This window comes from Flintibacter faecis, assembly GCF_014287875.1.
Lineage (GTDB): Bacteria > Bacillota > Clostridia > Oscillospirales > Oscillospiraceae > Lawsonibacter > Lawsonibacter faecis_A.
Genome location: NZ_JACOPN010000002.1, coordinates 231,067 through 252,006 on the forward strand (window position 1 = coordinate 231,067; position 20,940 = coordinate 252,006).

20 protein-coding genes are annotated in these 20,940 nt (G+C 61.2%); 3 read left to right on the forward strand and 17 right to left on the reverse strand.

All coding sequences use genetic code 11. From position 1 onward, the window contains the following. Window positions 1–52: 52 nt before the first annotated feature. Together H8S55_RS03740 and H8S55_RS03745 are read right to left on the reverse strand one after the other, a co-directional pair. Entirely contained in the window at window positions 53–1,303 is a 1,251-nt protein-coding gene (locus H8S55_RS03740; protein WP_186877885.1) for a sensor histidine kinase, read from the reverse strand. Next, complete coding sequence (locus tag H8S55_RS03745; protein WP_186877886.1) at window positions 1,300–2,034, reverse strand: LytR/AlgR family response regulator transcription factor; 735 nt, start codon at window positions 2,032–2,034, stop codon at window positions 1,300–1,302. Before H8S55_RS03745 ends, H8S55_RS03740 begins: the two co-directional genes overlap by 4 nt. Before the next feature lie 310 nt (window positions 2,035–2,344). On the opposite strand from H8S55_RS03745, the gene H8S55_RS03750 reads away from it, so the two are divergent. Continuing rightward, a complete protein-coding gene (locus tag H8S55_RS03750; RefSeq protein WP_207721725.1) occupies window positions 2,345–4,543 on the forward strand; it encodes an InlB B-repeat-containing protein in 2,199 nt (732 codons plus the stop codon). A 71-nt stretch (window positions 4,544–4,614) separates the two neighbouring features. Continuing rightward, on the forward strand, window positions 4,615–5,055 hold the full coding sequence (locus tag H8S55_RS03755; RefSeq protein ID WP_186877888.1) for a DUF3592 domain-containing protein: 441 nt from the start codon (window positions 4,615–4,617) through the stop codon (window positions 5,053–5,055). Between the two features lie 130 nt (window positions 5,056–5,185). Here the strand turns inward: H8S55_RS03755 and H8S55_RS03760 are convergent, their stop codons facing one another. The 15 genes from H8S55_RS03760 to H8S55_RS03830 form a co-directional block, all read right to left on the reverse strand. Then, complete coding sequence (locus H8S55_RS03760) at window positions 5,186–6,547, reverse strand: NCS2 family permease (protein WP_186877889.1); 1,362 nt, start codon at window positions 6,545–6,547, stop codon at window positions 5,186–5,188. Window positions 6,548–6,593: 46 nt separating this feature from the next. Then, on the reverse strand, window positions 6,594–7,118 hold the full coding sequence (locus H8S55_RS03765) for an adenine phosphoribosyltransferase (protein ID WP_186877890.1): 525 nt from the start codon (window positions 7,116–7,118) through the stop codon (window positions 6,594–6,596). 218 nt (window positions 7,119–7,336) lie between these two features. Continuing rightward, window positions 7,337–8,035: a V-type ATP synthase subunit D gene (locus H8S55_RS03770; RefSeq protein ID WP_147563005.1), complete on the reverse strand. Its 699-nt coding sequence runs from the start codon at window positions 8,033–8,035 to the stop codon at window positions 7,337–7,339. A 12-nt stretch (window positions 8,036–8,047) separates the two neighbouring features. Beyond that, window positions 8,048–9,424: a V-type ATP synthase subunit B gene (locus tag H8S55_RS03775; RefSeq protein WP_147563006.1), complete on the reverse strand. Its 1,377-nt coding sequence runs from the start codon at window positions 9,422–9,424 to the stop codon at window positions 8,048–8,050. Beyond that, complete coding sequence (locus H8S55_RS03780) at window positions 9,421–11,196, reverse strand: V-type ATP synthase subunit A (protein ID WP_186877891.1); 1,776 nt, start codon at window positions 11,194–11,196, stop codon at window positions 9,421–9,423. The genes H8S55_RS03775 and H8S55_RS03780 overlap by 4 nt, the downstream gene beginning before the upstream one ends. A gap of 55 nt (window positions 11,197–11,251) precedes the next feature. Then, the gene (locus H8S55_RS03785) at window positions 11,252–11,560 is read right to left on the reverse strand and encodes a V-type ATP synthase subunit F (protein ID WP_147563008.1); all 309 of its coding nucleotides are present in this window, start codon (window positions 11,558–11,560) and stop codon (window positions 11,252–11,254) included. 14 nt (window positions 11,561–11,574) lie between these two features. Then, window positions 11,575–12,558: a V-type ATPase subunit gene (locus H8S55_RS03790; RefSeq protein ID WP_147563009.1), complete on the reverse strand. Its 984-nt coding sequence runs from the start codon at window positions 12,556–12,558 to the stop codon at window positions 11,575–11,577. Window positions 12,559–12,596: 38 nt separating this feature from the next. After that, window positions 12,597–13,286, reverse strand: a complete 690-nt coding sequence (locus tag H8S55_RS03795; protein ID WP_186877892.1) for a V-type ATP synthase subunit E — start codon at window positions 13,284–13,286, stop codon at window positions 12,597–12,599. A 22-nt stretch (window positions 13,287–13,308) separates the two neighbouring features. Beyond that, window positions 13,309–13,833, reverse strand: a complete 525-nt coding sequence (locus H8S55_RS03800; protein ID WP_227145608.1) for a V-type ATP synthase subunit K — start codon at window positions 13,831–13,833, stop codon at window positions 13,309–13,311. 13 nt (window positions 13,834–13,846) lie between these two features. Next, complete coding sequence (locus H8S55_RS03805; RefSeq protein WP_186877893.1) at window positions 13,847–15,826, reverse strand: V-type ATP synthase subunit I; 1,980 nt, start codon at window positions 15,824–15,826, stop codon at window positions 13,847–13,849. Further along, complete coding sequence (locus tag H8S55_RS03810; protein ID WP_207721727.1) at window positions 15,826–16,140, reverse strand: hypothetical protein; 315 nt, start codon at window positions 16,138–16,140, stop codon at window positions 15,826–15,828. The genes H8S55_RS03805 and H8S55_RS03810 overlap by 1 nt, the downstream gene beginning before the upstream one ends. Window positions 16,141–16,440: 300 nt before the next feature. Beyond that, window positions 16,441–17,523, reverse strand: a complete 1,083-nt coding sequence (locus H8S55_RS03815; RefSeq protein WP_186877895.1) for a putative glycoside hydrolase — start codon at window positions 17,521–17,523, stop codon at window positions 16,441–16,443. 241 nt (window positions 17,524–17,764) lie between these two features. Continuing rightward, window positions 17,765–18,499, reverse strand: a complete 735-nt coding sequence (gene ymfI / locus H8S55_RS03820) for an elongation factor P 5-aminopentanone reductase (protein ID WP_147563014.1) — start codon at window positions 18,497–18,499, stop codon at window positions 17,765–17,767. 250 nt (window positions 18,500–18,749) lie between these two features. Further along, the gene (locus H8S55_RS03825) at window positions 18,750–19,085 is read right to left on the reverse strand and encodes a branched-chain amino acid transporter permease (RefSeq protein WP_186877896.1); all 336 of its coding nucleotides are present in this window, start codon (window positions 19,083–19,085) and stop codon (window positions 18,750–18,752) included. Beyond that, a complete protein-coding gene (locus tag H8S55_RS03830) occupies window positions 19,082–19,798 on the reverse strand; it encodes an AzlC family ABC transporter permease (protein ID WP_186877897.1) in 717 nt (238 codons plus the stop codon). Before H8S55_RS03830 ends, H8S55_RS03825 begins: the two co-directional genes overlap by 4 nt. Window positions 19,799–19,985: 187 nt before the next feature. Between H8S55_RS03830 and H8S55_RS03835 the strand changes: the two genes are divergently transcribed. After that, window positions 19,986–20,879 carry a diacylglycerol/lipid kinase family protein gene (locus tag H8S55_RS03835; protein WP_186877898.1) on the forward strand — a complete coding sequence of 298 codons (894 nt, stop codon included), beginning with the start codon at window positions 19,986–19,988 and terminating at the stop codon, window positions 20,877–20,879. Window positions 20,880–20,940 lie beyond the last annotated feature (61 nt).

Sequence of the window (20,940 nt, forward strand, 5' to 3'; positions counted from 1 at the left end):
GTTTCTGCATGAAACGTCCTGAAAATGTCTTGAAATGTCGTTTGGCTCCGAATCACAGGGAAAGCCGCAGTATGAAATGGCCATTCTGCACAGAAAAACTGTACAATCCGCCATACCGTTCCACGATGGCGCAGATGCTGCGCACCCCCACGCCGTGGCCCGGACGGTCCGTTACCGGGATGCCACGCTGGAACTGCACCGGTTTGGAGCAGTCGTTGACCACCTGGAGAAAGAACTTCTCGCTCTGCACATAGGTCTGCACCACAATGGCGCTGTGCTCCTGTTCGGCACAGGCGTGGAGGGCATTTTCCAGGGCGTTGGACAGCAGCACGCACAGGTCGCTCTCCGCAATGGGCAGCACGTGGGGCAGCTGGGCGTGGATGGACAGGGACACATCCTGATTTTTTGCCCGGGAAGCAAAGGCGGACAGGATCAGGTTGGCCGCCTCGTTCTCGCAGTAGACGGTCAGACGGCTGGCCTCGATCGCCGCGTCGATGGAGCGGATATACTTCCGGGCCTGGTCGATCTGGCCGTTTTCCAGACAGGCATCCAGATACTGCAGGTGGTGGCGCAGGTCGTGGCGATAGGCCCGTGTCTTCTGCTGGGACTCCCGCAGACCCTCGATCTCCCGCACGGCCTGGCTCACCTGCAGGTTCAGACTGCTCTGCAGCTGCTCTAAGTGGGTCCTGGCCCGCTGCTCCGCCGACAGGCGCACCACAAAGATGATGTAGGCCACGCAGCACACAAAGGGCATAAACTCCACCACCACCGGGGAGCCGCTCTCCAGCAAGTGGGTGTAGACCCGGGTGAGATAGTCAAACGCATAGTACAGGGCGGGGATGCTGCCGAACTGGCACTGGATAGCGGTGGAATATCGGGACACAGAGCGCACCGCCGGGGCCGCCCGCAGCAGCAGGATCAAAAGCGGAACGGTAAGGGCCATCTCCGCGATGTACTGCATCCGGTCGCCCCCGCCCAGAACGGCCACAATGACCAGGGCCAGCCACCGCCGCAGCTGGCAGCACAGATAGGCCGTGAGGACAGAGATGACCGGCCACAGCCGCTGGCGGCTGAGTACACACAGCACGATGGCCAATGTCAGGTGGGTGTGGATGGGGTAGAGATACTGCCCCCGAGTCGTGTCGATGCCAAAATAGACCACCGCCTGAAGCAGATAGATGGCGGCGGTGGCAGCGGCCATCCACAGGACATTTTTCCGGTCCCAGCGGATGTTGCAGAAGGCGGCGGACAAAACGATGCCGAACAGGCCCACCGCCACCGTGTTGCAGATGTACAAGCTCACAGGAACACCTGCTTTCGCTGGAAGGCATACTCCAGATACCGGTCCTTCAGCTCGCCATACTTCCCCCGTGGAATGGGCAGCTCAGCCAGGCTGGCCATGGTGATGGCCTTGGGCATGATATTCCTCACATAGTCCAGGTTGATGAGAAAGGACCGGTGGACCCGCAGAAAGTTTTCGTGATCGGCCAGCTGCTCGCACAGGTGGTCCATCCGTCCCGCGCTCTCCAGCACCGCTCCCCCCACCAGATGCAGCCACAGGGAGCGGCCCAGCACCTCGCAGTATTCCAGCCTGTTCAGCTCCACCCGGGTGATGCCGCTCTTGCACCGGAGGATCAGGCTCATGCCGCTGCTCTTTTCGCACTCGGCAATGACCGCGTCCATCAGGCGGAAAAAGTTCTCCTCCCAGATGGGCTTGAGCTGGTAGAAATAGGCTCCAACGGTATAGGACTCCACGGCAAATTCCGAAGAAGATGTAAGAAAAATGATCTTTACGTTGTTGTCATACCGGCGGATCTCCCGGGCGGCATCGATGCCGTTTTCCCCGGGCATGAGCACGTCCAGCAGCAGGATGTCGAACCGCATTCCCTTTTCGATCTCCGCCAGCAGTTCCAGCGGACTTTGAAAGGCCGCCGAGGTGATCTCCGCGTTTCGCTCCACCTGATAGCGGTCCAGCAGCACCTGCAGCTGGCTCAAAATCGCCAGATCGTCGTCGCACAAGCCAATTTGAATCATGAAAGCCCACCTTTTGGAACATTTTTCCCCCGCCGCGGGGTGTTCTGCTGCAGAAAAATCCATTTTTCCTATATTGTATTTTAGCATTTTTGCGTTTTTCCGTCAATTATAAAGGTAGGCAACTTCTCGTTTGGACGTTTTTCTGTTCTCGCAAAGATATCGCAAACCATCCGTTCAGATCTCAGCAAGAAATTTCTTGTATTTTTCGACAAATTTTTACATGGCATGTTGTGTCAGAAGCTCTCTTGTGCTATGCTGTTTTCATAAATTACCAAAGCTGGTATCTAGCACAAGAGAGGGAGGAGACTGTATGAACACCCAAACCTTCAACCACACCCCGCACAAATGCAGAAAAAAACTCCTGTCCTGGCTGCTTGTCCTCTGCCTGTGCCTGGGTCTGCTGCCCACTGCGGCCTGGGCAGATGAAACCAGCACTCCTATTTCCGAAATCAAATTCAGCATCGACGAACCGAAAGCCGGAGAAACCCCCGCACAGACTGCCGAGTCTCTTACGGCTGGCATCGAAGTTGATAATATAGCCTGGAGGAAGCTAATCGACGGTGAAGATCACCCTTTTACAGACGAAACCTTTGAAAACAAAACAACTTATCTCCTGAATATAACAGCAGTTGTAGAACCGGGATATCCCATTTCCAAAACAGCTATCACAACTGTAAATGGAAAGGATGCCTTTTTCTCTTACGATCACCGTTACCAAAATAAAGGATCATGCAAAACATTCGGGGCTGCAGAATTTAGTATATACCCTGATTATCCTTCACCATTTGATATCTGGCTCCTCTTTACTGTCACAGATCAACAGCAGGAGCAGACCTACAGCGTAACTGTAAAAACTGACGGACGGGGCGATGCGTTTGCTTCATCTTCCTCCGGGAGGCAGGACGAGAACATCGACCTGACCTATAAAGCCGCTGACGGCTGGCATTTCAATCATTGGACCCTGACCAGCGGAACCGGTGCAAAACTCCAAGGCAACACTTTGACCATCGGCTCCAGCGATGTCACCGTCACGGCGGAATTTGAACAGGACAAACAGCTGGAGCCGGAACCGAATCCGGAACCGGAACTGACTTATCGTGTGGAGGTTAAGACCACCGGCCAAGGAGAGGCCCATGCTTCCCCCACATCTGGCAAAAAGGGAGATACGATCACCCTGTATGCCACAGCGGATGAGGGCTGGAAACTGAAACGTTGGGTCCTGCTCTCTTTAAATGGGGCAGCTTTGACCGACAACATCCTGACTCTGGGCGATGGCGGCGTAGTTGTCCAGGCGGAGTTTGAACAGATCGAAAAACCTGTCCCTACTTATTCCGTCGTCATCGAGACGGACGGTCACGGCTCCGTTATCCCCTCAGCCAGTTCTGGAAAATACGGGGATCAGATCACGCTGACCATCATACCGGACGATGGCTGGAAGTTGAAAGGCTGGCACTATCTCCAAGGTGACGGCGCTTCTATTTCCGGCAATATCCTGACCATTGGCTCCGACAACATAAATGTCCGGGCTGAATTTGTGGCGGTTACGCCACCTGACCCCACCTATACCATAACGGTAGAGACGAGCGGGCATGGGACGGCTTCCGCTTCGGCCAAATCAGGCAAGCAAGGGGAAACGCTCGCCCTCACCGCCGCAGCGGATGAAGGCTATCAGCTCAAGGGCTGGACCCTGCTCCATGGCGAGGATGCGGTTTTAACGGACAACTTGCTGACCATCGGCTCCGGGAACGTCACCGTCCGGGCGGACTTTGAACCGCTTCCGCCGCCTGAGCCCATCTACACCGTGACCGTGGAGACAGACGGGCACGGAACAGCTTCCTCCTCGGCCCGCTCCGGGAAATACCGGGATACCGTCACGCTGAACGCCACTCCAGACACGGGCTGGCGGCTGAAAACCTGGCACATCGTCCAGGGGATGGATTCGTTTGTGACGGACAACGTACTGACCATCGGTACGGAGAACATGACCGTCCGGGCAGAATTTGAGCCGGGCGACCCCGTATACACCTGCCGCTGGAACGCCAACGGCGGCAGCTGGGCAAGTGGCGCTGTCACCAGGACTGGGCTGTCCCTTCCCTCCCCCGCGCCCACACGGTCCGGCTGGACCTTCTCCGGTTGGTATACCGCCCCTGACGGCGGCGACCGGCTGGAGGACACCCCTTATTTCCGCTCCGGCCGAATCGACGGGCTGGACGACAACATTGTTTTCTACGCCCATTGGACCCAGAACGCCCCCGCACCCAGCGGTGGGGGCGGCGGAGGCGGTGGCGGTGGAGGCGGGAGCGCTGCGCCTGCCGCTTCCCCATCCATCTCCGGCACAGATGCCGCAGCGTCCTCCGCCCGTTTTTCCTCTGCCCTGACCGCAGGGGAGCAGGCCGTCGGGCGCATCCGGCCCCGTGGCCTTCCGGCGCTCACTCCCGCCTCTGCCATGCCCCGGACGGCGGTCTGGCTTCTTCGCCTTCTGGCGCTCCTCCCGGGCGGCGCTTCCTAACCTTTGGTTAATGTTCCTCTCCCCTGTCCCGTGATAAAATGAGGACAGCACAGAAAAAGGAGGAACCGATTATGGACGGATTTTTGTTTTTTGGCGTGGGGCTGCTGCTGGTCGCAGTGGGTGTTTTCCACCGGCGGAGTCTCTTCCGGGCCTATGCGAGCGACCGCAAACAGTACACCGGCACCACCCCCATGAAGATCATCCACATTGAAGAGTCCACCATGACCACCTGGGAGGAGCAGGAGGACGGCACCCGCCGGGAGTGCTATTCCACCGTCCACACGCCCACCTATGAATACACGGTGGACGGCCAGACCTATCAGTACGTCAGCCGCCAGGACACCTGCCGCCCCGTGGGTGCCTGTGTCACCGGCTACTACGACCCCAACGATCCCAAACGCATCCGGGAAGACCCAGTCCGTCCCCCCTATTTCGGCGGCATTCTCTTCTTCCTGCTGGGTGCCGCCTTTCTCTATGCCGGGGGATACACCATTCTTTACGATTTCTTCTAAAGTCCCCTGCGACAGGCTTTCCTCTGCACAAAAAACGGACCGTTTGACCCAAGATAAGTCAAACGGTCCGTTTTCTCTCGTTTTTGCGCTCTCCGTCCCTGCCGGGGCGGGGCGTACAACGCCGGAATGCTTACAGGAAAATATACTTCAGGATGAACAGCAGCGCCAGAACATACATCAGCGGAGTGATCCGCTTGCCCTTGCCGGCGGCCAGATTCAGCAGGACATAGGAGATCACGCCCAGGGAGATGCCCTCGGAGATGCTGTAGAACAGGGGCATAGCGATAATGGCCAGATAAGCGGGGATGGCCTCGGTCAGGTTGTCCAGATCGAAGCGGATGGTGGTCACGGTGCCCACCATCAAAAAGCCCACCATGATCAGGGCGGGGGCAGTGGCGAAGGAGGGGATGGCGGTGAAGATGGGGGCAAACAGGGTGGAGACCAGGAACAGTACGCCGGTGACCATGGCAGTCAGGCCGGTGCGGCCGCCCACGGCCACGCCGGAGGCGGACTCCACAAAGGTAGTGGTGGTGGAAGTGCCCAGCACCGCGCCGGCAGAGGTGGCGATGGCATCGCTGAGCAGAGCGGGCTTGATGCCGGGCAGCTTGCCGTCCTCGTCCAGCATGTCCGCCTTGGTGGCCACGCCGATCAGGGTGCCCAGGGTATCAAACAGGTCCACAAACAGGAAGGAGAACACCACCACGACGAAATTGATCAGGCCCACGGCGCTGAAGTCCACGTGGAAGCACTGGCCAAAGGTCTCCCCCAGCTTAGAAAAGTCGGTCATGCCCAGGGTGGGGAACATGCTGTAGAACCCGGCATCTGGGGTAGGGACATAGATGCCGGTCATCTGGCACAGCATACCCAGGATCCAGGTGGCCAGAATGCCGAACAGGATGGCGCCCTTCAGGTTGTGGATGTAGAACACAGCGGTGAGGAACAGCCCCACCAGGGCCAGCAGGGCGCAGATGCCGGCGGTGTGGAAGTTGTCGGTAAAGCTGGTGATGGTGACCAGGGTGGCGGAGTCCACACACAGTCCGGCGTTCTGCAGGCCAATAAAGGCAATAAACAGGCCGATGCCCACAGACACGCCCCGCTTCAGATTCAGGGGGATGGCGTTGAAGATGGCCTCGCGCACGTTGGTCAGGGACAGGACCACAAAAATCAGGCCCTCGATAAACACGGCCAGCAGGGCCACCTGCCAGCTGTAGCCATAGCCGGCCACCACGGTATAGGCCATATAGGCGTTCAGGCCCATGCCGGCGGACAGGGCGAAGGGCAGGTTGGCCATCAGGGCCATGCATGCAGTACCCAGGAAAGAGGCCAGGGCGGTGGCCAGCAGCACGGCGGTGCTGTCCATGCCGGTGGAACTTAAAATGGACGGGTTGACGGCCAGGATATAGGCCATGGTCATAAAGGTCGTGATACCGGCCATGACCTCGGTCTTCACATCTGTCTTATGGGCAGACAGCTTGAATACACGCTCTAACATGAAATTCTCCCTTTCTTTTCTCTCTTCTCTCTGCTTTCTCTCAGTGTCACTTGCCCTCGTAGGCGATCACGGTCTCCGTGGGATAGCCGGCCAGGCGGTCCCGGCCGTGGAGCCCCTTCAGCTCCAGCAGGCAGACCACCTTGACCACCTTGGCGCCCAGCCCCTCCAGCAGCTTGATGGCCGCCTCCAGCGTGCCGCCGGTGGCGATCAGGTCGTCCACCACCACAACCCGCATCCCGGGGGTGATGTCCTCTTTGTGGACCTCGATCTCCGCCGAGCCATACTCCAGGTCATAGGAGATATGGGCGGTCTCCCGGGGCAGCTTGCCCCGCTTGCGGACGGGAATAAACGCCTTGTGCAGGTTATAGGCCATGGGCATTCCAAACAGAAAGCCCCGGGACTCCAGTCCCACGATGGCATCGAACTGGGTATCGCCGATGCACTGGGTCATCTCATCCACCGCCAGACGCAGACCGTCTGCGTCCCGCAGCACCGAGGTGATATCCCGGAAGATGATCCCCGGCTTTGGATAGTCCGGGATGCTGATGATGTACTCTTCCACCTTGCTCATGTGTCCTCTTCTCTCCTCCCCGGCCAAAAGGCCGAATCTTTCAGCGGCAATCAAAACCGCCATGCCTTCTCACGAAAAGGCAACAAGAGTATTGTATCAAATCCGCACCGCAATGCAAGGGGGGAGGGAAGATTTTCTACAGTTTCAATCGTCAAAAAGACGGCCCCGCTGCTTTTAAAAAGCTTGCGGCACCGTCTTTTTTGTCTTTTCACTGAGCCTTACTGCCCCTCACTGCGGAAGTCCCGCAGGGCCCGGGCGTCCTCGGCCCGCTTTTCTTCGATGGACTCTTTCAGCAGCATATCCTTCACCTTCATCAGGCGGATGGTGTTGGAGCGCTCGTTTTCGTCCAGCTTCATGGTGATATATTTGATGTTGGCCTGCATCTCGGGGATCTTGACGTATTCCAGGGCGTTCACCCGGCGGCGTGTCTTTTCGATCTCCTCGGCCAGCAGCTGGCTGGTCTTTTCTACCTCGGCCAGACGGAGCATGTCCTGGAACACCCCGGACATGGCATCCACTGCGTCGTCCAGTTCGCCGCTGGTCTGGGCAAAGCCATAGGGATAGACCTCCCCGGCGTTCTGGCCGGTGGTTTTGAAGTGATACTTGGGCACGTCCACCGACATCACGTTCTGAAAAGTCATATCCAGTTCCACGCTCTGCTTGGGATAGAGCAGGGACTGCTGCAGCATCTCCGGGGACATGAGGGCGGCGGCCACGGTGAAGGAGCCGTGGGCCCGCATCAGGCCCTCCTCCACCCGGCGGCGCAGGGCGCGGTTTTCCCGCACCACGTCCATGAACTGCTTCATCAGCTCGTCCCGCTTGTCCTTGAGCAGCTTGTGGCCCCGCTGGGCCGTTTTCAGGCGGCCCTTCAGGCGGGTCAGCTCCATGCGGGTGGGATTGATGGTCGTGGAAGGCATTTCGATCCCTCCTTAGTCTTTCTTGGGCAGATACTTGTCGATCATCTCCGGCTTGATGCGCTTGAGCTCGCTGCGGGGCAGGATGCTCAGCAGCTCCCAGCCCAGGTCCAGCGTCTCCTGGATGGAGCGGTTCTCGTCGGTGCCCTGGGAGACATAGCGCTTTTCAAACTCGTCGGCAAACTTGGCGTACAGCAGGTCGGTGGGGGACAGGGCCGCCTCGCCCAGGATGCTCATCAGCTCCTTGTTCTCCTTGCCGGTGGCATAGGCGGCGAAGAGCTGGTTCATGGTGCCGGAGTGGTCCTCACGGGTCTTGCCCTCGCCGGTGCCCTTGTCCTTCAGACGGGACAGGGAGGGCAGCACGTCCACCGGGGGATTCACGCCCCGGCGATAGAGCTCACGGGAGAGGATGATCTGCCCCTCGGTGATGTAGCCGGTCAGGTCGGGGATGGGGTGGGTCTTGTCGTCCTCGGGCATGGTGAGGATGGGGATCATGGTGATGGAGCCCTCCTTGCCCACCTGACGGCCCGCCCGCTCGTACATGGTGGCAAGGTCGGTGTACAGATAGCCGGGATAGCCGCGGCGGCCGGGGACCTCTTTCTTGGCGGCGGAGATCTCCCGCAGGGCCTCGGCGTAGTTGGTGATATCGGTGAGGATGACCAGCACGTGCATCCCCTTCTCAAAGGCCAGATACTCCGCAGCGGTCAGGGCCATACGGGGGGTGGCGATACGCTCCACGGCGGGGTCGTTGGCCAGGTTGGTGAACAGCACGGTGCGGTCGATGGCACCGGTGCGCTTGAACTCGCTGACGAAGAACTCCGACTCCTCGAAGGTGATGCCGATGGCGGCAAAGACCACGGCGAAGTTGGACTCCCCGTCCAGCACCTTGGCCTGGCGGGCGATCTGGGCGGCCAGGGCCGCATGGGGCAGGCCGGATCCGGAGAAGATGGGCAGCTTCTGTCCCCGGACCAGGGTGTTCAGTCCGTCGATGGTAGAGATGCCCGTCTGGATAAACTCGTTGGGGTAGTTCCGGGCGGCGGGGTTCATGGCCAGGCCGTTGATGTCCCGATACTCGTCGGCCAGGATGGCGGGGCCGCCGTCGATGGGCTGACCCATGCCGTTGAACACCCGGCCCAGCATATCGCCGGACACGGCCAGCTGCAGGGGGTGGCCCAAAAATCGGATCTTGGACTGGGCCAGGTTGATGCCGGCGGAGGCCTCGAACAGCTGGACCACGGCGGAGTCGCCGTTGACCTCCAGCACCTTGCAGCGGCGGACGGTCCCGTCGGCCAGCTGGATCTCGGCCAGCTCGTCATAGGTGACGCCCTGGACCCGGTCCACCACCATCAGGGGGCCGGAGATCTCTCGGATGGTCTTGTATTCACGAATCACAGCGCGTCCTCTCCCTTCTCGGCAATGGCCGTGATCTCCTGCTCCATCTCGTCCTGGATGGCATCATAGGCGGTCTTATACTGGTCGGCGGGGACAGACTTGGCTCTGCCGATCTTCTCCCGGGCGGGCACGGAGAACAGCTCCGCAAGGGTCCCGCCCCGCTGCTGGGCCGCACGGCACTCGTCCTCATATTTGCGGATCATGGCCAGCATCCGGGCCTGGCGGTCATACTCGGAGTAGGAGTCGATGTCCACAAAGGAGTTCTGCTGCAAAAAGTCCTCTCGGATCATCTTGGCGATCTCCAGGGTGATCTGGTCCTTGGCGGACAGGGAGTCCTTGCCCACCAGCTGGACGATCTCGTTCAGACTGGCCTCCTCCTGCAGGATGGACATGGCCCACTCCCGGTTTTTCAGGAAGTCCTTGCCCAGGTGCTCGTCATACCAGGGCTTCAGGCTGTCCAGATACAGAGAGTAGGAGTTCAGCCAGTTGATGGCGGGGAAGTGGCGGCGATAGGCCAGGGAGGCGTCCAGGGCCCAGAACACCTTGACGATACGCATGGTGGCCTGGGACACGGGCTCGGACAGGTCGCCGCCGGGAGGGGACACGGCGCCCACGGCGGTCAGGCTGCCCCGGCGGTCCTCATCAGAGCCGATGCAGGACACAGAGCCTGCCCGCTCGTAGAACTGGGCCAGACGGGAGGACAGATAGGCGGGGTAGCCCTCCTCGCCGGGCATCTCCTCCAGCCGGCCGGACATCTCACGCAGGGCCTCGGCCCAGCGGGAGGTGGAGTCGGCGATGACGGCCACGGCATAGCCCATGTCCCGGAAATACTCGGCGATGGTGATGCCGGTGTAGATGGACGCCTCTCGGGCGGCCACGGGCATGTCAGAGGTGTTGGCGATGAGCACGGTGCGCTTCATCAGCGACTCGCCGGTGCGGGGGTCCACCAGCTCGGGGAACTCCCGCAGCACGTCGGTCATCTCGTTGCCCCGCTCGCCGCAGCCGATATAGACCACCAGGTCCACGTCGGACCACTTGGCCAGGGCGTGCTGCATCACCGTCTTGCCCGAACCGAAGGGGCCGGGGATGGCGGCGGTGCCGCCCTTGGCCACAGGGAAGAAGGTGTCCACGATGCGCTGGCCGGACTGCAGGGGGATGGTGGGGGGGTACTTGTGCTTATAGGGGCGGCCCACACGCACGGGCCACTTCTGCATCATGGGCAGCTCGACCTTTTCGCCCTCCTCCGTCTCCAGCACGGCCACCGTCTCGGTGACGGTGAATGCGCCGGACTGGATGGAGACAATGGTGCCCTTCATCTTGGGGGGAATCATGATCTTGTGGAGGATGGAGGCGGTCTCCTGCACGGTGCCGATGACGTCGCCGCCCACCACCTTGGCCCCGGGCTGGATGGTGGGGGTAAACTCCCACTTCTTCTCCCGGTCCAGGGCGGGGACCTCCACGCCTCGGGGCAGGTTGTTCCCCTGCACCTTTTCCATAATGACCTCCAGCGGGCGCTGGATGCCGTCGTAAATATTCTCTACCAGGCCGGGCCCCAGCTCCACGGACAGGGGGGAGCCGGTGGTGACCACCTCGGCCCCGGGGCCCAGGCCGGAGGTCTCCTCATAGACCTGGATGGAGGCGGAGTCCCCACTCATGGTAAGGATCTCACCGATCAGGCGCTGCTCGCCCACACGGACCACGTCGGCCATGTTCGCCTCCTCCATGCCGGTGGCAACCACCAGCGGGCCGGAGACCTTGACGATCTTTCCCATAGGTTTCAATACCTTCTTTCGGGTAGATTTTCTAGTAATTGCAATGCGTTCAGGTTCAGGAGATGTCTGCGCCAACGGCACGCTCCACGGCAGTTTTCACGTTGGCCATACCGATGCCCAGACTGCCCTCCTTGCCGGGGATCAGAATAATGGCGGGGGTCAGGGCATCTTTATACCGGGCGATGTCCGGCCCCAGCTTGGCGGCCAGCTGCTCGGTCATGTAGATGATGGCATAGTTCTCTTTGGCCATGCGGTGCAGGGCCAGGTGGCCCTCCTCCGCACTGCTGACGGGGCAGACCTCCAGCCCCAGGGCCTGAAAGCCCAGCACGCTGTCGGCATCGCCCATCACGGCGATCTTATACATCGGTCTCCCCCTCCTTACACATAGGTCTCACGCAGGCGGCGGCGGATCACGTCGCCCTCCAGCTTGGCCGCCCGCCCGGCAAAGATGGTGCGCACGGCGGTGAACTCCGCCTCACGGGCGTACAGATAGCCCACCACCGGCTCCTCCCCAAAGGGGACCCGGCGCTCCGAGGCCAGATAGGCGGTGACCGCATCGTCACAGGCCCGCTCGAAGTCAGTCATGGCTCCCGCTCCCGGATGGGCCAGCTTGGCCCCCAGCTGGGCGGCCTGGGCCAGACTCCCGGCGGCAAACAGCTCGCCCAGGGCGTCGGCCCGGGCAGCGGCGATGCTCTGCTCGGACACGCTGCCGCCGGGCAGCAGCACCTGGCGCAGGAATTCCGGCTCCCGGCCCATGCGGTGGACCCGCACGGCGGTGCGCAGATTGGCCACATCCACCAGAAGGCGGACGTAGCGCTGTAAAAAGCGGCTGTCCAAGTCCCGGGCCAGCAGCTCCATCTCTGCATAACAGGCCCGGTCCAGGATCAGGTCGGCCTGCTGGGGATCATGGCTGTCCTCCAGAACGGCCTTGGCCTGGGCCATGGCCGTTTGGAAGGCGGGGGAACAGCCCCGCAGCTCCTCCCTGCGCCAGCCCTCGGCCAGCTCGGCGGGGTCATATCGTCCGCCGGGCAGCAGCAGGGGCTGGGGGTCCCGCCCCATGGCGGCGGCCTTGAGCAGGGTCTTTGCGTTGTGATAATCGTATTTCAGCTGGAATATCTCTACCAGCCTCCGGTCGGGCACCGCCGACTCCATGTCCCGGAACACGTCGGCCCGGGCGGCGGCCAGGGCCTGATCCAGACTGCCCCCCTCGGGGTAGCCGCACTCGGCCAGCACCTTCCGTGCCTCGCCGTCGTCGGCGGCGTCGATCATCCGGTCCATCCGGTCCCGGGTCAGCAGGCGGTTTTCCATGGCCCTGACCCGGGCGGAGACAGAGAGATAATCCGTATCTTTTCGGTGGGACAAGGTATCCCTCCTCCCTTATTAAAATCCTTGCTCCGGCATTATTCCGGGAACAAAACCTGGGCCACCTGCTTCTCCAGCTTCTCCCGCTGGAGGCGGACCAGCGTCTCAAAGGTGCAGTTGATCTCTACGTCGTTGTCCAGCATGACAAAGCCGCCCCGCATCTTTCGGGTCTCCTGTGCCAGGGTGAGAAGGCCGGTGCCGGTGACCATGGCGGCGGTGGAGTTGACCACCTTGCCCAGCAGAGCGCCAACCTTTGTGTCGGCCAGCGCACCGGGCAGCTCGGGGGCCACCCCCTTCACCAGACATTCGTTGGCGGCGATGACCACCTGCTTGCCCACCCGGGCGCGGTCGGCCTCGGAGAAGATCAGCTGCTCCTTCCCGGTTTCAGAGGCCTCCACCGCCAGGCGGGTAAGCAGGGCGATGTAGTCCTCCTCAGGCAGGGAGCACAGCTTGTCCAGGGCCAGGTCAAAGGCCTCGCCCAGTACCTCCTGCTTGGCGGCCAGGGCCAGCTTGCGCTTTTCCATCTGGGCGGCGGAGCTCAGCCGTTCCAGCCGCTCGTCGGCGGCCTTCTGTCCCCGGGCCAGGGTTTCGGCGGTCTCCTTGTCCGCCTGGGCCCGGGCCTGTCGGGCGATGGCATCCGCCTTCTCCTGGGTCTGGGCGTTGAGCTGGTCGATGTCAGCCTGAGCATCAGAGAGGATCTTGGCGGTGATTTTTTCGATTCCTTCCATAAGGCAAGTCCTTTCCAGGCGATCAGGCGCTGATGTTGATGATCATCAGCATGGAGGCCAGCAGAGACAGGATGGCATAGAACTCCACGGTGATGCACAGCACCATGCCCTTGGACCAGTCGTCGGGCTTCTTAGCCAGGATGTTGATGGAGCCGGCGGCCACGCGGCCCTGGGCGATGGCGGAGAACAGGCCGCCCAGCGCCATGGGCAGGCAGGCCACGAAATACTGCATACCCTGGGCCACAGTCAGCTGGGGCAGAACGCCGGACAGCAGGCCCATACGGAACACGGCGAAGAACCACACCACCAGACCATACAGGCCCTGGGTACCGGGGATGACCTGCAGGATCATCACCTTACCGAACTTGCTGGGGTCCTCGCACAAAAGGCCGGTGCCGGCCTCACCGGCCAGGCCGGTGCCCTTGGCGGAGCCGATGCCGCTGAGCACCGCCGCCAGGCCGGCGCCCAGCAGGGCCAGGGCCAGGCCGCCGATGCTGCCCAAAACCGTCATGCTCTGGTAAACTTCCGTCATCTGAGAGAGATCCATTTTTGTTTCCTCCTTAATCTTTGACCACGTTATAGTATTTGGTGTTCAGGTCCAGGGGGCGGAAGGGCTTTCCGCCGTCCTCATAGAATTTGTTGAAATACTCCAGGCACTGCAGGCGCAGGTCGTGGACATAGCAGCCCAGCAGGTTCAGGGCAAAGTTCAGCGTGTTGCCCGCCATGGAGATGATGATGAAGATGAACACGTTGCCGGGGATGGCACCCAGGGTGTTGAACACCTGGGCGATGACCGACCCGGCCAGCATCAGTGCCATCAGTCGGGAATAGGACAAAATGTCTCCGAAATATCCGGTGACGTGGTTATAGAGGGAGCCGAAGATCCCCGTGACCTTGCCGAAGCCCTTTTCGGTCAGCACCGGTCCGGCCACCACCATCACGCCGCCCAGGATGATCACCAGGTTCGTGACCTTCAGAATGGCCAGGGCCAGTCCGGCGAATACCACCCACCAGGTGACCTCCTCCCACACGGCGTCCATGATCTGACCGTGCTTCAGCTTTTTCACAAAGCTGATGGCCATGCCGGTGATGATCTGTACAAAGCCCAGGCACATGGCTCCCACCAGGATCATCATGGTGTCGTTCAAGGGGGTGAACAGGGCGGGCAGGGCAAAGTTGGTCTTGATGCCGGTCAGGGCAAACAGCTGGGTGAGGAAGTCGCCGAAGAAGCCACCGGTAAGGGCTCCGAAAAGGAAGGTGCTCACACCGCACAGCCCCAACAGGCCGAACAGGTGGCCCATGGTGCCGCCGGGCTTCTTCTTTTTCAGCACGATCAGCGAGGCCAGCATCATCACCAGTCCATAGCCCATGTCCGCCATCATCATGCCGTAAAACAGGATGAAGAAGGGGGCCATCAGGGGGTTGGGGTCCAGGGAGCCATAGGCGGGCAGGGAGTACATCTCCGTCACCATGTTCAGGGGCCGGGTGAGCCAGTTGTTTTTCAGCTTTACCGGCACGGCGGGGTACTCCTCCGGGCTGGGCTCGGTCAGCTCCCACGCCGTGGGGAAGGGGGCCAGTGCCTCCTGTACCGCCTCCCGCCGCTCCGCAGGGAGCCAGCCCTCTAAGTAGAAGGTCTGACTGGTGTCCAGCAGCCGCTGGCGGGATTCCTCCCGGCGGACATCTGCCTCTGCCCGGTCATACAGGCGGCGCAGGGCGGGGCGAAGCTCGCCCATGCCGGACAGCTTCTTCTCCGTCTCCGCCAGCTCCCGGTCCAGGGCGGCAAGCTCCTCGTCCAGCCTTTGCAGATTCTCCGCCGCCGTGCCCGACCACTCCTTCAGGCTGGCCCGGGACCAGCCCACATCCTTCAGAGCGGCCAGCACCGCCTCGCTCTGGCTGGCGTGGCACACCAACAGGCAATATTGGGCGTTTCGATCGGCGGATATCCTGGTCAGCTCCGACAGTTCACCGGCGGCCAGGGCCGCCCCCTGGGCGGCGTCGAAGTCGGCCTCCGGGGGCAGGGTGCCCATCTGCACCGTTACCTGGGCGGTGGACTGGGTATCCAGGGGCAGGTCCATGGTCCGCCACGGCTCCAGCTGGGCCTTTTGGGCGGCCAGCTTGGTCTGCTCGGCGTGGATGGTGTTCACCCGGCGGAAGGCCCCGTTGATCTCCTGGGCACTTTGCCGGGCCCGGTCTGCTGCGGCCTGGTCAAACAGGTCCGTCTCGTCCAGGCTGGGCTTTGGCACCAAAAATTTTTCTTTGGCCGGGGCATATTTTTTCAGGACAGACAGTGCGTGGTCAGCCTGATTCTGCTCCTCCCTTGCGGCGCCCAGCCGCTGGGTGTCCGGGCGGCTGAGCTGCTCCCGCAGAAGGCTGAGACTGTCCGTCTCCTCCGGCGGAGCCTGCCCGGACTGGGGCTGATCCGCTGGGAGGACGGCCTGGTCGATCTCCACGCAGCCCAGACGCTGGAGCCTGCGCAGGATCTCTTCCCGGTCCTCCGTCATGGCGATCAGCCGCACATGATCCATTTTCACGATAGCCATCAGCCATTCACTACCTTTTCTACGATCAATTCGGCGGCCTGTTCCAGATGGCTCCGGGCGGCCTGCTTCATGGTCTGGCACTCCTGGGCGGCCTGGTCCAGCACCTGCTGAGTCTGCTGGGCCGCCTGGGCCTCGGCCTGGGCCATCATCTGGCGGGCCTGGGCCTCGGCGTTTGTCCGGGCCTCCTCCAGCATCCGCTGGGCCGCCCGCTGGGCCGTCTGCAGCTTCTGCTTGCTCTCCGCCGCCGCCGCGTCTTTGCGCTGCTTGGCCTCCTGCTCGGTCTGCGTCACCTTTTCAATGGCTTCCACTGACACGATTTTCACCACCTTTGTCTTTCGCTTGTTCTTTGTTAGGAAAACTGCTGATAAACTGTATTCTATCGGATATTGCCCAAAAATGCAAGTCTATTTTTGCCTTTGGTTCTTTTTCGACTTTATGTTTTCTAAAGGTCCTGTTATTTTTTCGTCGTTTTTTCGATTCTTTTCGGTGTTGTACTGGTTTACCTTGCCTTTTTCACCACAAACCAGACATTTTTACATCTTTGTCTAAAATGCCCATGAAAGAAAGATAGTCTTTGACTGCATTTTTACAGTCAAAGACTATCAAATCTTCGTCTAATTTTCGTCGATGATCCCTTGCGCTTCAGGGCCTTCCGGCGCAAACTGCCCCGTCAGCACGGCCAGCTTTTCCCGGGCGTTTGCCAGACCAAGCCGCTGGGCCAACTCGGCCCCGGTTTCTCCCGCTTCCGGGATGGTCCATATCCGCTGAATGTCCTTCTCCAGGCACTTCTCACTCAGGCCGCCGGTGGCCGCTGCCCCCTGATAGTCCTCTGGCAGACGGATAGACAGCCGGGTCCCATAGGGCTCTACCGCCTGGCTGAGCTGGGCGAACAGGTCCTCCACCGACTCCGCAAAGCGCCCATCGGCATAGGAGCCGTTTTTCACGATCTGGTCCAGCTTGCCCTGGGTGGGGAACCAGCACTGGTCCAGCATGATCTCGTCAAAGCCCAACTGGGCCAGCTCCCGGCACAGCCCAATGAGATAGCTCCGGGCCTTCTCCGAATCTGGATTCAGCCACCGCAGCCCCAGTTCGTCCCGCCAGTTGCCGTAGCTGGCCTTTAAAGCCACGCTGTTGTTCTGATAGGGCACGGTGTTGTCCCGAAAGGCGCACACCCGGGCAATGGTATACACGTCCCCCCGGTTCCAGTCCTCCAAAGCGCCGTTGATGGTCTCATCCCCGGAGGACACCCGGGCAGCCAGGCTCTCCCCACTCCGCCAGGCCAGATCGCCCTGTCTGTCCTTCATCTCTAAAATCAGGGCGTTGGCCCCCGCCTGCTCCAGCCGGGACTGGGCGGTGCCATCCTGCACCGCCGACAGGGGCAGCTCCACCGCCCGCAGGGCCTCGGTCTCGTCCGCCCCAGGTTTCTGGGCGCTCTGATCCTCACCGGACTGGTCCCCCTGGGGGCGGACCTCCAGGCTCACATCGCCGGGGTCTGGCTTCTGGTCGTCCTTCTGGTGGAAAAAGGGCAGTTCCAGCCGGACCCCCTGGTCCCGAAAGACCAGATAGCGCTGGCCGAACACCAGCACCCCCACCAGAACGACCACCAGCGCAGCCAGAACGGCCGCCACCCACTTGAGCATGTCATGAAAAGTTCTGCGGCCCCGATAGCCGCCGTATCCGCCGTTTCTCCGGCCCATGACAGAACCTCCTTCTGTATGCCACAGCCGCACATAAAGTACGGGCATATTTGATTCCATACGTCAATATCTATTGGAATGATAACAGTTTGTATCCCTGTTGTCCAGAAAAAAATGTCCCCGCCGAAAAAATCAGCAGGAACGGCAAACGGGCCGATGGGGACATCGGCCCCTACCGGGCAATTTTACATTTCGTAGTAGGGACCGCTGTCCTCAGCGGCCCGTGCTCAGCGGCCCGCACTCAGATCACCATGCCCCCGTCCACCGGAAGGACCTGGCCGGTGACGAAGGCAGACTGGTCAGATGCCAGATAGAAGATGGCCCGGGCCGCCTCCTCCGCCCGGCCGATGCGGCCCAGGGGGGTCTCCTCCCCCAGGGCATCCATGTCCGCCCGGGACAGGTGGGCGTTCATCTCCGTGTCAATGACCCCGGGGGCCACGCAGTTGACCCGGATGTGGGAGGGCCCCAGCTCCTTGGCCATGGCCTTGGTCAGCCCGATGACCCCGGCTTTTGCGGCGGAATAGGCCGCCTCACAGGAGCCGCCGGTGATCCCCCACATAGAGGACACGGTAACGATGCTGCCCCTCTGGCGGCGGACCATGTGGGGGCAGGCCGCACGCATGGTGTAGAACACCCCATCCAAATCCACCCCCATCACCTGCCGCCACTGCCGGTCGGTGGTGTCGGTGAGCAGCTGCTGGGGCAGGGCGATCCCGGCACAGCAGACCAGGGCGTCCAGGGACCCCATAGAGGCCGCAGCCTCCACCAGGGCGCTGGCCTGGTCGGGGTCGGACACGTCCCCCTCCAGAGCCACGGCCTCCACGCCCCCCGCCGACAATTCTGCGGCCAGAGACAGGGCCTGGTCCCGGCTGCGGCAATAGTTCAGAGCCACGTTCCAGCCCTCGGATGCAAACACCCGGGCGGCGGCCGCCCCGATGCCCCGGGAGGCCCCGGTGATCAACACATGCTTTGCCAATGTTTTGCCCTCCTCTTTCCCGCTGATCGATCTGATACCCGCCCCGGCGGAGCGGGTTGGCGTGTCGATAAACCCTTTTCTGTCATTCCGAGGAGCGAAGCGACGTGGGAATCCGTAACTTAAAACCGGAAATATGCTGATAATCGTGGGGTTTCGGAACGGATTGCCACGTCGGCCCGTTGGGCCTCCTCGCAATGACAGGCTTTTTTGACAGTCTGACCCGCCCCCAGTGGGGACGGGTATCGTAGCATTATGCAAATACCGCCTGGACCAGCACCATATAGATAGCAGTGGCCCCAAAGATGGAGATGAGCTCGTTGCCCTTCCACAGATGCAGCACCACCGCCGCCACCCCGGCAATGAGGGAGGGCAGCCAGCCCCCCAGGGTGGCAAAGGTCACGCCCTTCAGGCAATATACGATGAGCATGGCAATGACCGCCGGGGGCAACACCCTGCCCAGGTACAGCACGATCTTAGGGGCGCTGTCTCCCCGTCCAAACAGGAGAAAAGGCAGTGCCCGGGTAAGGAAAGTCACCGCCGCCATCACAAAGATAGAGGCCAGGGCCTGTCCGGTCGTCAGCGTCATACCCGCACCTCCTGCTTCTTGCCCGGCTTAAGCAGGGTATCATCCAGCTTGGAGCGCAGCAGCACCAGACCCAGGACAATGACACCCAAGGCAGGCAGCAGCATCTCGTCGGCCCCCACCAGCATCAGGCTGGCAATGGTGGCCACAGCGCCCAGCAGCACAGGCAGGTGGCTCCCCGCCGCCTTCCACTGGCCCACAGCGATGACCAGGAACAGGGCGGTCATGGCAAAGTCCACGCCGGTGGTGTCCATGCCCAGAGCAGCTCCCACCAGGGAGCCCAGCACCGAGCCCCCGATCCAATAGATGTGGTCCAGCAGGGCCACGGCAAAGTAAAAGTCGTGGTCCCGCACCCCCTGGGGAGGCTTGGCAGAGCTGAGCAGGGCATAGGTCTCGTCCGTCAGGGCAAAGATCACATACAGCTTGCGCAGACCCATACCCCGCAGCTTTTCAATGAGGGACAACCCATAGACCAGGTGGCGGAAATTCACCATCAGGGTGAGAAAAGCCACCTGGGGCAGAGAGGCCCCTGTGGCCAGCAGAGACACCCCCAGATACTGTCCCGACCCGGCATAGATCACCAGACTCATAAAAAAGGCCCACAGCACATTGTATCCAATGGACTGGAGCATCAAGCCAAAAGCCATGCCGATGGCCAGATAGCCCATCAGCACCGGAGCCGTCACGGGAAACGCGGCGGCAAACGTCCTCTTCATGTATATCCGTTCCTCTCTGTCTTGCGCAGTTTCCTCCTATTCTACCCGCTTTCTCCCTGCAATGCAAGCCTTTCTGCCCAAGTCTGCTAAGATTGGGTTAAGATTGGCATCTTTCGCCTTGATTTTCCCTGTACCCTCCGTATAATAAGACTTTGATACAGTTTCACCGCCAAAGGAGGCAATTTCCATGGAACCCCTTCTGCTCATCTATAACCCCACCGCCGGCAAGGGGCAGCTGCCCGACGAGCTGGCCGCCGTGCTGGATGAGTTTACAAAGGCCAACTGGCTGGTCACCGCCTATCCCACCCAGGGGAAAGGGGATGCCGCCCGGGCCGCTCGGGAACTGGGCCCCCGGTTCCACCGGGTGGTGTGCGCCGGAGGAGACGGCACCCTCAGCGAGACGGTGACCGGTCTGATGCAGCTGGAGAAACCCCCCATTCTGGGCTATATTCCCTTCGGCTCCACCAACGACTGCGCCGCCAATCTGGGGCTGCCCCGCATCCCCCGCCAGGCCGCCGCCATCGCCGCCGGGCAGGGGGTCCCCCGTCCCAGCGACATCGGAAAGCTCAACGGCCGCCCCTTCGTCTATGTGGCCGCTTTCGGGGCCTTTACCAAGGTGGCCTACGAGACCCCCCAGGACCTGAAAAACACCTTCGGCCACCTGGCCTATGTAATGGCGGGCATCGCCTCCCTCCCCTCCATCACCCCCTATCATATTAAAGTGGAGTACGACGGGAATGTTCTGGAGGACGACTTCTACTTCGGCATGGTCAGCAATGCCTATTCCATCGGCGGCATCCGCCTGCCCACCAGCGAGCATGTGGTGCTGGACGACGGGCTGTTCGAGGTGGATCTGGTTAAAAAGCCGGTGAGCATCGCCGACGTGGCCAACGGCTTTCAGGCCCTGCTGGACCAGAACCAGCCCAGCGCCGGCTCCCGCGTCCACTTTAAAGCCTCTCACCTCACCTTCACCTGTGAAAAGCCCATCCCCTGGACCATCGACGGGGAGTTTGGCGGAAAAGAGTCGGTGAACGAGATCGTCAACTGCCAGCGGGCCCTGACCATCATCCGGGGCAGCTGAATATTTCACCCTGATTTTTACAAAAAATCGCCGTACAGATTTTGGTCTGTACGGCGATCTT

Coding starts and splice junctions, on each gene's coding strand:
- H8S55_RS03745 (WP_186877886.1), bottom strand. CDS start 2,034: ATGATTCAAATTGGCTTGTGCGACGACGATCTGGCGATTTTGAGCCAG.
- H8S55_RS03750 (WP_207721725.1), top strand. CDS start 2,345: ATGAACACCCAAACCTTCAACCACACCCCGCACAAATGCAGAAAAAAA.
- H8S55_RS03755 (WP_186877888.1), top strand. CDS start 4,615: ATGGACGGATTTTTGTTTTTTGGCGTGGGGCTGCTGCTGGTCGCAGTG.
- H8S55_RS03760 (WP_186877889.1), bottom strand. CDS start 6,547: ATGTTAGAGCGTGTATTCAAGCTGTCTGCCCATAAGACAGATGTGAAG.
- H8S55_RS03765 (WP_186877890.1), bottom strand. CDS start 7,118: ATGAGCAAGGTGGAAGAGTACATCATCAGCATCCCGGACTATCCAAAG.
- H8S55_RS03770 (WP_147563005.1), bottom strand. CDS start 8,035: ATGCCTTCCACGACCATCAATCCCACCCGCATGGAGCTGACCCGCCTG.
- H8S55_RS03780 (WP_186877891.1), bottom strand. CDS start 11,196: ATGGGAAAGATCGTCAAGGTCTCCGGCCCGCTGGTGGTTGCCACCGGC.
- H8S55_RS03785 (WP_147563008.1), bottom strand. CDS start 11,560: ATGTATAAGATCGCCGTGATGGGCGATGCCGACAGCGTGCTGGGCTTT.
- H8S55_RS03795 (WP_186877892.1), bottom strand. CDS start 13,286: ATGGAAGGAATCGAAAAAATCACCGCCAAGATCCTCTCTGATGCTCAG.
- H8S55_RS03800 (WP_227145608.1), bottom strand. CDS start 13,833: ATGGATCTCTCTCAGATGACGGAAGTTTACCAGAGCATGACGGTTTTG.
- H8S55_RS03805 (WP_186877893.1), bottom strand. CDS start 15,826: ATGGCTATCGTGAAAATGGATCATGTGCGGCTGATCGCCATGACGGAG.
- H8S55_RS03815 (WP_186877895.1), bottom strand. CDS start 17,523: ATGGGCCGGAGAAACGGCGGATACGGCGGCTATCGGGGCCGCAGAACT.
- H8S55_RS03825 (WP_186877896.1), bottom strand. CDS start 19,085: ATGACGCTGACGACCGGACAGGCCCTGGCCTCTATCTTTGTGATGGCG.
- H8S55_RS03830 (WP_186877897.1), bottom strand. CDS start 19,798: ATGAAGAGGACGTTTGCCGCCGCGTTTCCCGTGACGGCTCCGGTGCTG.
- H8S55_RS03835 (WP_186877898.1), top strand. CDS start 19,986: ATGGAACCCCTTCTGCTCATCTATAACCCCACCGCCGGCAAGGGGCAG.